This window comes from Bacteroides acidifaciens (genome assembly GCF_024623065.1).
GTDB classification, from domain to species: domain Bacteria; phylum Bacteroidota; class Bacteroidia; order Bacteroidales; family Bacteroidaceae; genus Bacteroides; species Bacteroides acidifaciens.
Genome location: NZ_JANJZR010000025.1, coordinates 47,219 through 58,687, shown reverse-complemented (window position 1 = coordinate 58,687; position 11,469 = coordinate 47,219). Strand labels below are relative to the sequence as shown.

At 44.6% G+C, this 11,469-nt stretch carries 9 protein-coding genes, 1 tRNA gene and 2 pseudogenes; 4 read left to right on the top strand and 8 right to left on the bottom strand.

Annotation, left to right across the window (positions count from 1 at the left end):
* The 3 genes and pseudogenes from NSB03_RS09680 to NSB03_RS09670 form a co-directional block, all read left to right on the top strand.
* Positions 1-687, top strand: a 687-nt coding sequence (locus NSB03_RS09680; protein WP_257466355.1) for a glycoside hydrolase family 76 protein, incomplete at its 5' end; no start/stop codon positions are given.
* A 76-nt stretch (positions 688-763) separates the two neighbouring features.
* Positions 764-1,141 (top strand): annotated as a pseudogene (locus tag NSB03_RS09675) (glycoside hydrolase family 125 protein); the annotation flags it as partial.
* A gap of 351 nt (positions 1,142-1,492) precedes the next feature.
* The gene (locus NSB03_RS09670; protein WP_065537597.1) at positions 1,493-2,644 is read left to right on the top strand and encodes a beta-1,2-mannosidase; all 1,152 of its coding nucleotides are present in this window, start codon (positions 1,493-1,495) and stop codon (positions 2,642-2,644) included.
* A 303-nt stretch (positions 2,645-2,947) separates the two neighbouring features.
* Here NSB03_RS09670 and NSB03_RS09665 read toward each other — a convergent pair whose 3' ends face one another.
* The 4 genes from NSB03_RS09665 to NSB03_RS09650 all read right to left on the bottom strand — a co-directional run bounded on the left by NSB03_RS09665 (position 2,948) and on the right by NSB03_RS09650 (position 7,410).
* Positions 2,948-5,218 carry a GH92 family glycosyl hydrolase gene (locus tag NSB03_RS09665; protein WP_024987945.1) on the bottom strand — a complete coding sequence of 757 codons (2,271 nt, stop codon included), beginning with the start codon at positions 5,216-5,218 and terminating at the stop codon, positions 2,948-2,950.
* Between the two features lie 157 nt (positions 5,219-5,375).
* Positions 5,376-6,047, bottom strand: coding sequence for an RluA family pseudouridine synthase (locus NSB03_RS09660; protein ID WP_024987944.1), 672 nt, complete (start codon positions 6,045-6,047; stop codon positions 5,376-5,378).
* A gap of 9 nt (positions 6,048-6,056) precedes the next feature.
* Positions 6,057-6,803, bottom strand: coding sequence for a 3-oxoacyl-[acyl-carrier-protein] reductase (fabG, locus tag NSB03_RS09655; protein ID WP_009040273.1), 747 nt, complete (start codon positions 6,801-6,803; stop codon positions 6,057-6,059).
* A gap of 16 nt (positions 6,804-6,819) precedes the next feature.
* Positions 6,820-7,410 (bottom strand): TetR/AcrR family transcriptional regulator, encoded by a 591-nt coding sequence (locus tag NSB03_RS09650; protein WP_024987943.1) that lies wholly within the window; start codon positions 7,408-7,410, stop codon positions 6,820-6,822.
* Positions 7,411-7,647: 237 nt separating this feature from the next.
* Between NSB03_RS09650 and NSB03_RS09645 the strand changes: the two genes are divergently transcribed.
* Positions 7,648-7,720: transfer RNA gene (locus NSB03_RS09645), tRNA-Met, on the top strand.
* 425 nt (positions 7,721-8,145) lie between these two features.
* Here the strand turns inward: NSB03_RS09645 and NSB03_RS09640 are convergent.
* The 4 genes and pseudogenes from NSB03_RS09640 to rhaT form a co-directional block, all read right to left on the bottom strand.
* Entirely contained in the window at positions 8,146-9,045 is a 900-nt protein-coding gene (locus tag NSB03_RS09640; RefSeq protein WP_135035365.1) for an AraC family transcriptional regulator, read from the bottom strand.
* Positions 9,046-9,283: 238 nt separating this feature from the next.
* Positions 9,284-9,517 (bottom strand): annotated as a pseudogene (locus tag NSB03_RS09635) (lactaldehyde reductase); the annotation flags it as partial.
* A gap of 23 nt (positions 9,518-9,540) precedes the next feature.
* Positions 9,541-10,350 carry a rhamnulose-1-phosphate aldolase gene (gene rhaD, locus NSB03_RS09630; protein WP_024987941.1) on the bottom strand — a complete coding sequence of 270 codons (810 nt, stop codon included), beginning with the start codon at positions 10,348-10,350 and terminating at the stop codon, positions 9,541-9,543.
* A 96-nt stretch (positions 10,351-10,446) separates the two neighbouring features.
* Positions 10,447-11,466, bottom strand: coding sequence for an L-rhamnose/proton symporter RhaT (rhaT, locus tag NSB03_RS09625; protein ID WP_024987940.1), 1,020 nt, complete (start codon positions 11,464-11,466; stop codon positions 10,447-10,449).
* Between the last annotated feature and the right edge of the window lie 3 nt (positions 11,467-11,469).

The window sequence follows — 11,469 nt, the reverse complement described above, 5'->3', positions numbered from 1 at the left end:
GTCTCTACGACCTCAAATCCGCTGCAAGAATGCCATCCTACAGCGAAAATCAGAGTTCTCGGACGGTCTGGGGGGGGAGGCATCTTCTGGTGCGAACAGCAGAAAGAGGCGAAGCATACTTGTTCCAACGCCCCGTCGACAGTGCTCGGTGTCAAACTGTACCGGCTGACAAAAGACGCCAGGTATCTGGAAAAGGCGAAAGAGACTTATGCCTGGACGAAAAAGCATCTGTGCGACCCTGACGACCACCTTTACTGGGACAATATCAACCTGAAAGGAGACATCTCCAAAGACAAATATGCCTACAACAGCGGACAGATGATTCAAGCGGGCGTATTGCTTTACGAGGAAACAGGGGACAAACAGTACTTGCGCGACGCACAACAGACAGCCGCAGGAACAGATGCATTTTTCCGTACAAAAGCCGACAAGAAAGACCCGGCAGTCAAGGTGCATAAAGACATGGCGTGGTTCAACGTGATTTTATTCAGAGGACTGAAAGCCCTGTATAAAGTTGACAAGAATCCGATGTATGTCGATGCCATGGCAGACAATGCCGTGCATGCCTGGGAAAGTTACCGGGACGAAAACGGACTATTAGGCCGGGATTGGTCGGGACACAACGAAGAGCAGTATAAATGGCTGCTCGACAATGCTTGTCTCATCGAATTATTTGCCGAAATTTAATCAATTAAAAACTATTACCATGAATATTACTAAAGCCTTTTGCTTATCCATGGCACTCTTGGGCACAGCCAACATACATCTGGGAGACGTAAAAGTGAACGACCCGATTTATCAGAATACCCGCAAATTCGTATGGAGTGAGGATAATCCTTACTTCTTCAAAGGTACTGCCGGAGAGGGTATCGGTGGCCCGCATATCGGATATGACATGATTTGGCCGATGAGCATTATGATGAAAGCGTTCACCAGCCAGAACGATGCGGAAATCAAGACTTGCATCAAAATGTTGATGGACACGGATGCCGGAACAGGTTTCATGCACGAGTCCTTCCATAAAAATGACCCGAAAAACTTCACCCGTTCCTGGTTTGCATGGCAGAATACACTGTTCGGGGAGTTAATCCTGAGACTTGTCAACGAAGGAAAAGTGGACTTATTGAACAGTATCCGGTAGTTCCTACCCTGCTCTTGCCTATGAGATAATTGATTCATGCTTCGGAAACAAGAGTTTCAAGCAATAGAAACTAAAGTTTCAAGCCTTTGAAACTACAGTTTCCCACTGCTGAAACTATGGTTTCTCACCGTTGAAACTATGGTTTCAAATAAGGAAACAATTCTTTTCCCGTAAGCACACACAATGTGACAGCAACAGTTGTCGTCACATTGCTATCACATCATGCTGTCACATAATAACTCATGCATTATCAAGCACTTGCATCTAATCATGTGACAGATGACAGCATTTTTTTATTTTTTTAATTTATATGTAGAGGAGTAATTGTCCTCATAAACCAATTAATAGATTATGAAATCAACTTTTTTATTTCTACTTGCTACAACGATGATGACCTGTACCGCCTACGGACAGTCTGCCAATAACAAAGAGAACAAATTGCCCGATTGGGCTTTCGGCGGTTTCGAACGTCCGAAGAACGTCAATCCTGTAATATCTCCCATAGAAAACACTAAGTTTTATTGCCCGTTGGCAAAAGATTCCATTGCCTGGGAATCGAATGACACCTTCAATCCGGCAGCCACACTCTACAATGGGGAGATTGTCGTATTGTATCGTTCAGAAGATAAGTCCGGTGTCGGCATCGGTCACCGCACTTCCCGTCTCGGCTATGCCACTTCTACCGATGGCACGCGTTTCAAACGGGAAAAGTCGCCGGTGTTCTATCCGGACAATGATTCGCAAAAAGAACTGGAATGGCCGGGTGGCTGTGAAGACCCGCGAGTTGCCGTGACAGAAGACGGACTTTATGTAATGATGTACACGCAATGGAACCGCCATGTGCCCCGCCTGGCAGTAGCCACTTCCCGCAATCTGAAAGACTGGACAAAGCACGGCCCTGCCTTTGCCAAAGCATACAACGGGAAATTCTTTAACCTGGGATGCAAATCCGGCTCTATCCTGACGGAAGTAGTAAAAGGAAAACAGCTTATCAAGAAAATCAACGGGCAATACTTTATGTACTGGGGCGAAGAACATGTATTTGCCGCCACTTCCGATGATTTAATCAACTGGACGCCTGTTGTCAACATAGACGGCTCCCTAAAGAAACTATTCTCTCCCCGCGACGGATATTTCGACAGCCATCTGACCGAATGTGGACCTCCGGCTATCTACACCCCAAAAGGGATCGTCCTTCTCTACAACGGAAAGAACCATGCGGGAAGAGGAGACAAACGCTACACCGCCAACGTCTATGCTGCCGGACAAGCTCTTTTCGATGCCAACGAACCGACCCGCTTCATCACCCGTCTTGACGAACCGTTCTTCCGTCCGATGGACAGCTTCGAGAAAAGCGGGCAATATGTAGACGGCACCGTCTTTATCGAAGGAATGGTTTACTTCAAAAACAAATGGTATTTGTATTATGGCTGTGCAGACTCCAAGGTAGGCGTAGCCGTTTATGACCCGAAACGCCCCGCCAAGGCTGACCCGCTGCCATAAGCAATGAAATAACAAACAGCCGGTTATAGAAAACACAAATCCTGCTCTCATCCCTATTCACTGAAAAGAATAGAGTTTGAAAGCAGGATTTTTTTTGGATTCTCAAAGAGAAATCAGCCAATCACATTCAAGCAAGTTATGTACAAACTCTTTGCACATATTTAACGCTATTCGCTATTCCATTGTTTCCATTAATAACATTCAGCCCTCTTCTATAAAACCTGTTAGTCTTATGGAAGAGGACTGAAAACTACGTTCAAACAACTATCTGAATCCTATTACCTATTGAAAACTATGTTCTTCTTATTCATTTATCTTATTCAAAGCAACCGGTCTGTTTGCCGGAGCCTTGCCGAAATTCTTATTCGGTTTCTTTCCCATTACAAACTTCAAAGTGCTGCCGTTGATAATATCATCATATATGATATAACTCTTATTATAAGGCTTACCGTTCAAATAAACTTTCTGGATATAAATATTCTCTTTGTTATTGTTGGGAGCTTCAACTGTAAATGTCTTGCCACCACGTACCTTCATTTCGACTTTCTTAAAACACGGGCTGCCGAAAACAAATACACCGTCCGACGGATTCACTTGATAAAGCCCCATGGATGAAAGAAGATACCAGGCGGACATCTGACCGCAGTCTTCATTGCCGATGATACCGTCCGGTCGGTCTGTATAGAATTCATCCATGATGAAACGGACTTTCTCTGCCGTTTTCCATTGCTCGCCGGCATATGCATACAGGTAGGCGACGTGATGGCTCGGTTCATTTCCATGTGCGTATTGCCCGATAAGTCCGGTAATATCACTGGATGCGCCTTCGCCCATGCTGTCATTGTTGGTGAAAAAGTCATCAAGTTTTGCAACAAACGGTTTATCACCGCCGAACAGCCCGATTAGTCCATACGGGTCTTGCGGAGCGAAAAATGTATATTGCCAGCCGTTACCTTCGCAAAAATCTCCGACGGTATGGATGGAACGTGCCGGGTCATAAGGAGTACGCCAGGAACCGTCTTCCAACTTCGGACGGATGAAGTGGATGGAAGAGTCGAAGTAGTTTTTATAGTAATGCGCACGTTTCGCGTAAGTTGCCGCATCTCCGGTCTTTCCCATTTTACGTGCCATGGCGGCAATTCCCCAGTCATCTACTGCATATTCCATGGCTATCGAGGTAGCTTCATGGATTTTATCGGCAGGGATATATCCTTTCTCTATCACATAAGGGACTCCTTTTTGTTTCTCATAAGTGGCAGTCGCTTTCATTGCCTGCAATGCTTCTTCCGCATCAAATCCGGTAAATCCTTTCAGGTAAGCATCGGCAATGACAGGGACGGAGCTATAACCCGGCATTTGATTAGTTTCACCGCTCATCAAAGGCCAGATAGGAAGCTTGTCCTGCTGGCGGTAGATGGAAAGCATGGAGTTGACCACGTTGTCTACCATTTCAGGCTGGATGATAGTCATCAGAGGATGCAGGGCTCGGTAGGTATCCCATAAAGAAAGGGTGGTATAGTTGACCTTCTTCGGGTCAGTATAAATCATATCATTCATCCCTCTATATTCTCCATTCACGTCACAATAAAGCGTAGGAGCAATCATGGTATGATAATGCGCAGTATAAAAAGTACGTTTGGAAGCCTCATCATCCGTCTCTACTGTCATTCTTGCAAGTTCTTTATTCCATCGTCCGGCACTCATCTTTACTGTTTTGTCAAAGTCCCAGTGAGAAAGTTCTTCTTGCAGGTTCATTGCTGCATTGGCACAGCTAACGGAAGAAATAGCAACCTTTATCTTTACTTGTTTTACATTGCCGAAGGTGAGGACGCTTTTTACGGATGCTACTTTCAGTTGGTCCCAGGGTTTCGGCGTATTATCATCGTAGGCTGTAAACTGCTCTATCTTCTTGTCGCTCTTCAGCACAAAATAGACTTTCCGGGAAGGGCTCCACCCCCTTACGTAGCGATAGCCTTCTACTGTATAGTCGTCTATTTTACGGATATAGCTATCATAGGCATTCGAGCCGTTCCCTTCGCGCAAGTCAATCAATATAGAAGCAGGCTTGCCTTCGGGGTATGTATAACGATGGAAGCCTACCCGGTCTGTTGCCGCCAGTTCCGCTCTGATATTATAGCGATCGAGAAGTAAGGAGTAATATTCGGGACGGGCTATCTCATTATCGTGCGAATAGCGGGAAGCGTAGCCGTCACGTATATCATCCTGATTTCCTCTAGGGGTACGGATTTCATTCAACGGCATAATGAGAATATCACCTAAGTCGGTACATCCCGTACCGCTCAGATGAGTATGCGAGAAACCTATCAGGATGCTGTCGGAATAATGATAGCCGGAGCACCAGTCCCATCCTTTATGGATATTGCTAGGGCCGAGCTGCACCATGCCGTAAGGAACGCTCGTTCCTACAAATACATGCCCGTGATAACCGGAGCCGATATAAGGGTCGACATACTGAAGCAGTCCTTCACTTTTTGAATAGTCCCGTTGTGCAACTCCGCTTCCTGTCGCAAGTAAAAAGCAGGAAGTAAGTGCGAGTAGTTTAAATGCCTTCATTCGTATTTTTTTTTAGTATAACTGAATATAGTAATTTAATTAGCGAATGATGCAAATATAATATGTATCGGGGAATTTACCGGCTGTCGCTAGAATTAACCGGAAGAATGGCAGGCAAGTTTACTCTTTTGGCAAAAAGAAGAAGGATTTGCACTGCCTAGAACAGTTCAAATCCTTTCCATAGGTTTCCATCGGGAAGAGGAGCTTCAAGCTCTATCAACTCTTTCGAGACGGGATGTACAAACCGTACTCGCCGGGCATGCAGACAAATACTTCCATCAGGATTGGAGCGTGGAGAGCCATACTTCAAATCTCCCTTGATAGGACATCCCATCTTTGCCAGTTGGCAGCGAATCTGATGATGGCGTCCGGTTTTCAAGTCAACTTCGAGCAGGAAATAATTCTCTGAACGGCCTATTAAACGGTAGTCTAAAATCGCCTTCTTGCTATTCGGCACTTCTTTATCGTACGCATAACTCTTGTTCTGCTTTTCATTGCGCACAAGGAAATGCACCAGTTCGCCCTCCGGTTCTTTCGGCGCATTTTTCACGACTGCCCAATAAGTCTTCTTCACCTCACTGGTGCGGAACATATCATTGAGACGCGTAAGTGCCTTACTCGTCTTGGCAAAAATAACAAGACCGCTTACGGGGCGGTCCAGCCGGTGTGTCACACCGATGAAGACATTTCCGGGTTTCTGATACTTCTCTTTCAGATACAGTTTCACACTCTCCGAAAGCGGTGTATCCCCCGTCTTGTCTGCCTGGACAATCTCGGAAGCGGTCTTGTTGACTACAATGATATGGTTGTCTTCGTATACAACAGTCATTCTGTTCGATTACATATTCATACCACCATCTACCTGAATCACCTGACCTGATACATAAGAAGACATATCAGAAGCCAGGAAGGTAGCGATGTTTGCCACATCTTCAGGAGTACCACCACGACGCAAAGGAATTTTCTTTGCCCATTCAGCTCTTACTTCGTCAGATAGAGCAGCTGTCATGTCTGTCAGGATGAATCCCGGAGCGATAGCGTTGGCACGGATGCCGCGAGAGCCCAACTCTTGTGCGATAGACTTAGCCAATGCAATCATACCTGCTTTAGAAGCAGCATAGTTAGCCTGTCCAGCATTTCCGTGAACACCTACGACAGATGCCATATTGATAATGCTACCAGCTTTTTGACGCATCATGATGGGGGTACAAGCGTGGATGAAGTTAAATGCAGACTTCAGGTTCACGTTGATTACCATATCCCATTGCTGTTCGCTCATACGCATCATCAAGCCGTCACGAGTGATACCGGCATTGTTTACCAATATATCAATACGTCCGAAGTCCTTGTGGATTTCTTCTACGACCTTTGCAGTATCTTCAAAGTTAGCAGCGTTAGAAGCATAACCTTTGGCTTTCACACCCATTGCTTCCAATTCTTTAACTGTATTGTCTGCATTTTCGTCAATGACAAGGTCAGTAAATGCGATGTTTGCGCCTTCGGCAGCAAACTTAAGAGCGATAGCCTTACCAATACCGCGAGCAGCACCGGTCACAATGGCTGTTTTTCCGTCTAATAATCCCATACTAAAAGTTATTTAATTAAATTTCTGTTCTATGCAGTGCGCCAAACACAATGTTGGACACATATCTGTTTCTTGTATCTTCATCCAGATGTGCACCTATATGTCCACGAATATAAGGAACTTCAATGCCTTTCACACAATAATGTATCAAGTCGGCAGTCATCTCCACATCGTCAATATGAAAAACTCCTTTTGCCTGTCCTTCCAACAGAACAGTCTTAAAGAACTGTATTTCCTTTGCGTCGAATTTCTTACGCACCTTCTCCACCCGCCATATATCACGGAAAAAGTTAGCACGCAACGTCCCGTTCCGATAGACCACCTCTTTCACTGCGTCTAATCGGGTATATATCAGCTCCAGCAGTTTTTCGTCCGGAGAAATGTTTTTCTCGGCTACCCGCTTCATCATATCCGACAAAATATCCAATTCCGATTCCACAACAGCCAGATAGATTTCATCCTTACTTTTAAAATAAGTATAAAGCGTTCGTCTCCCTTTTTTAGAAGCAAGAGCGATATCGTTCATAGTCGTATTTTCTACTCCCATCTTCGCAAACAACTGACGGGCTACATCTACTAACTTGGCTTTTGTCTTGGATACGGTCATAGGTTACAAATTGCACATTGCTGAATATTTTGAGCAAAAGTAACGCTTTTCTTTAGACCATACAAGAAAATAGAGAGAATATTAACATTTGTGTATTTTGAGGTACTAAAAAAAAGTCTCAATATTATACTACTCATTTTCAGTCATATAAGAAAAAAAGGAGAATTTATTAGAAAAATATTCTCCAAATAATTTGTGTATTCCAAATAAAGCCGTACCTTTGCACTCGTTAAACATCGCGGAGTGGAGCAGTTGGTAGCTCGTTGGGCTCATAACCCAAAGGTCATTCGTTCGAGTCGGATCTCCGCAACTAAGATAAGAAGAATCGCAGAAATGCGGTTCTTCTTTTTTATGGCAGCTCTTCTTTATTAATGTTATTCACAATCCTATTTCAATTATCAACAAGGATATCAACAAAGTTATTAACAGGTTAATTCTTTTATAATAAGACAATTAACATAATATCATCCTTTTCTATTAACAAGGCAGTATTTAGACTCAGTTGCACATCCATTCATCAATCATCTTACTAATATTTACATATAGTAATCGAAAACTACTCTTCGTGCAATTCTATATTCATTTCCGGATTCGACCAACCCGACATTACATCCGCATCGCATCATAACAGGAAATATAGCGGGGATGATATTCTTATAAAAATCATAGAAAAAGGTCCCTTATCTTGAGTCAGGACAACCGCACACAAGGTTTACATCAGGGCTATGCGGCAATTCATTCCTCCCGCCCGAACGAACGATACTCCAGCGGAGTAAGCCCCGTACGCTTCTTGAAGAAAGAGAAAAAATATTCGGTAGACTGAAAACCAAGAAAGAAAGAAATCTCTTTCACAGACTGGGAAGTTCCCACCAGCAGTTGTTTGGCTTTACGAAGTTTCAATTCCTGGAAATATTTGGCAGGAGCATAACCTGTATACTCCTTAAAGACACGACGGAACCATGAATAGCTGATATTGAGCCGCATAGCCAACTCTTCCGGGTCCACATTGCCGGATACATTCTCGTTCATAATAATCTTTGCCTGTTCGATCTTCTGGTCCACATCACTCATCTCAAAAACTTTATTCTTGGAGACGGAAAGAATCATCCCTATCATGTGGAGCACAATCCCGGAAAGATATTGTTGCGCGGAAATCTTATCCGCTTCGGCTACGGCAAGAGCACGGGAGAATAATGAGACTAACTCTTCATTAAGGCCTATTTCCAGTATTTGCTGTTCCTGCGACAAAAAAGCATCACCAACAATGGCGTCTATCATAGGACCCTCGAAACCGATATAATATTCCGTCCAACCAGTCTGCCGCAACGGACGATATGTATGCCACTGGCCGGGAAACAAGACCATCAGCCTGCCTTTACAAACTTGCTTTTCAGAGGTAGAATCGGACGAAAACAAACCGCGACCCTTGGTGATATATACCAATTGATACTCACGAAGCACCCGCCCTTTTTCCGCATTAAAGAAGTAGCCGGAAGGATGCTCTTTCAACGGGTAAGGCGAATCGGGAGGAATGGATTGATAGCCGACAGTATTTACCCACAGGCCGAATTTGCGGTCCATGTCATTTACAATCAGATATTTGAATTCAAGTCCTAAACTATTATCCTCGATCATACCAGTGTGTTTTCATGCAATTGAATTGGACAAAAATAGACATTATTTTCAGAAAACACACGCAAGGATACAAAAAAACATCCGGTTGTAGCAAGGAAACACCACAGACTGCACGGATTAATACGGAATCTTGATATAGAAGAATCAATAATTTAAGAATTAAATCTGTGTAAACCTGTATAAACCTGTGTAAACCTGTGCAATCTGTGGTGAAAAGAGCTTCCGCAAGAACCAGCTTTTAGAAAGCTTTGCGATATATAGCTTCGATATCTGCTACCGAAGTAGGACGAGGATTACCACCCGTACAAACATCATTGAAAGCCGCCACTGCCAATGCAGGAATATCCTCCTCCTTCACATTGATTTCATGCAGTTTCTGAGGGATGCCGATGCTAAGGGAAAGGGCTTTTACTGCTTCAATAGCCGCCTTCACACCTTCCGCTTCACTCATTCCGGCAGTGTCCACTCCCAAATTCAACGACTGGCGTACAAATATTATTTAGGAAGATTGAAAGCTACTGACATTTCTTTCATCTGTTCCTGACTCATGCCATCCGGTTCGAAGCCCATATTCTTGGCTGCAATATAAATCAGAGCCGACTTATTGAGTACATCAATCTGGTCGAATGCCTGCATAGCATCACAATCCACTGCAAATACGCCATGTTTCTCCCACATCACGACATCATAGTCCTGCAATTCCTTGATGGTAGCTTCCGCCAGTTCTACCGAACTGGGCAATTTATAAGGAATGATACCCAGACCACGCGGGCAGAATGCCTTTGTTTCGGGAATCATACTCCACAGCAGATTGGTGGCCACATCTTTTTCCAGGAACTTCGGACAATGTGTCATGGCAATCAGCTCAATCGGGTGTGTGTGTACAGATGCTTTATAAGGAGAGTTTTTTCTCAACAGGTCATTGTGTACGCTCAAGTGAGAAGGCAATTCCGATGTCGGGGCTACGGCTTCATCCGCAATAATCACATAGCTGGCACAGTCATCCAGAATACGGATTACCGAACCGTTTTCCATCGGCCGGCGGGCCAAATCACGCATGCGTTTATTAGTTCCCTTGCAGTAGAAATAGCAGCCTTTCAGATAAGGAAGCGTCACACCGATAGACTTTACTTCGCTGATCGGCTCCATCTGACGGATTTCATCGTCTACAAACTCTGTGATATTGACAGTGATATTGCCACCATTACGTTCGGCCCATCCTTTCTGCCACAAGTATCCGGCAACTTCCGCTACCTTGTTTACTTCCTTGGCAAGTGCCGGACGATTCTCTAAAATTGATTTCATTATATATATATTTTTTTAAATTAGGCACGGATTACACGAGTTTTGCCGCAAGTTATAAAAAAACTGCGTAACCCGTGTAATCCGTTCTTGATTTTTTTAGAACAAATTTGGGAACACCAAAGAGAAGACAAGGACAATCAGACCAGCTATCAGCACAGTGATAGTCTTGGTGGACACCCCTTTCCATTCTTTCAGAATTATTCCCCAAACATTACTGAAGGTTACATTCAATGCCATCAGGATACACCAGGAGAAAGCCAGCAACACCGGGCTTTCGGTGAGGAAGCTCTTGCCCATCTCCAATCCGAAGAACTGCATATACCATAGTACGCCTGCCAACGCACAGAACACCAGATTATTGCCCCACACTTTTCCTTTGGCATAGTCGCCCATCGTTTTGTTAGCCACATTCTGTTGCAGACAATAAGCTGCATTTGTCAGGAAGCCTCCAAGCGTAACCAGGAAGATAACAGGAAGCCCCGCATAAAGTCCTTCAACACCACCTGCCAAAGCTGCCTCCTTGATAGGCGTTCCGGCATCCAGCCCCAAAGCGAAGCAAGCGCTCATCACACCCGCCATCAATGCTACCAACAACCCTTTTGTCAGAGCAAAATCTTTCACGGCAGCACGCTTTTCCTCTTCACTCATGTTTTGTGCACGCAGGCTACCGGCATAACCGATGATGGCAATACCAGCCAACGTAATACAAACACCCAGCAAAAGAATCAGTCCGTTGCCTGCGAACAAATTCGTTCCTGCAAAAAGAGCCGGAAGAAGTGTTCCGAAACCGGCACAAGTACCCAATGAGATACTTTGCCCCAATGCAACCCCCAGATAGCGCATGGAAAGTCCGAACGTCAGACCACCCACTCCCCACAATATACCATAAAAGATGCTCATTCCAGCACCTCCCGCTCCCCACAAGTCGAGCAGACTGCCCCCTTGGGATACACCCAGCAGTGAACCCAGGAACGGGAACACCAGCCAGGCAAACACACCTTGTATCAACCAGAAGCTTTCCCAGCTCCATTCCTTTACCTTTTTAATAGGTACATAGGAACTGGACTGGCAAAAGCTACCGATGGCTATAATCAACAAGCCGATTAAAATATCCATAAC

What these genes read in the sequence shown, in the direction of transcription:
- NSB03_RS09670 (WP_065537597.1), top strand. Translation starts at nt 1,493, where the DNA reads ATGAAATCAACTTTTTTATTTCTACTTGCTACAACGATGATGACCTGT.
- NSB03_RS09665 (WP_024987945.1), bottom strand. Translation starts at nt 5,218, where the DNA reads ATGAAGGCATTTAAACTACTCGCACTTACTTCCTGCTTTTTACTTGCG.
- NSB03_RS09660 (WP_024987944.1), bottom strand. Translation starts at nt 6,047, where the DNA reads ATGACTGTTGTATACGAAGACAACCATATCATTGTAGTCAACAAGACC.
- fabG (WP_009040273.1), bottom strand. Translation starts at nt 6,803, where the DNA reads ATGGGATTATTAGACGGAAAAACAGCCATTGTGACCGGTGCTGCTCGC.
- NSB03_RS09650 (WP_024987943.1), bottom strand. Translation starts at nt 7,410, where the DNA reads ATGACCGTATCCAAGACAAAAGCCAAGTTAGTAGATGTAGCCCGTCAG.
- NSB03_RS09640 (WP_135035365.1), bottom strand. Translation starts at nt 9,045, where the DNA reads ATGATCGAGGATAATAGTTTAGGACTTGAATTCAAATATCTGATTGTA.
- rhaD (WP_024987941.1), bottom strand. Translation starts at nt 10,350, where the DNA reads ATGAAATCAATTTTAGAGAATCGTCCGGCACTTGCCAAGGAAGTAAAC.
- rhaT (WP_024987940.1), bottom strand. Translation starts at nt 11,466, where the DNA reads ATGGATATTTTAATCGGCTTGTTGATTATAGCCATCGGTAGCTTTTGC.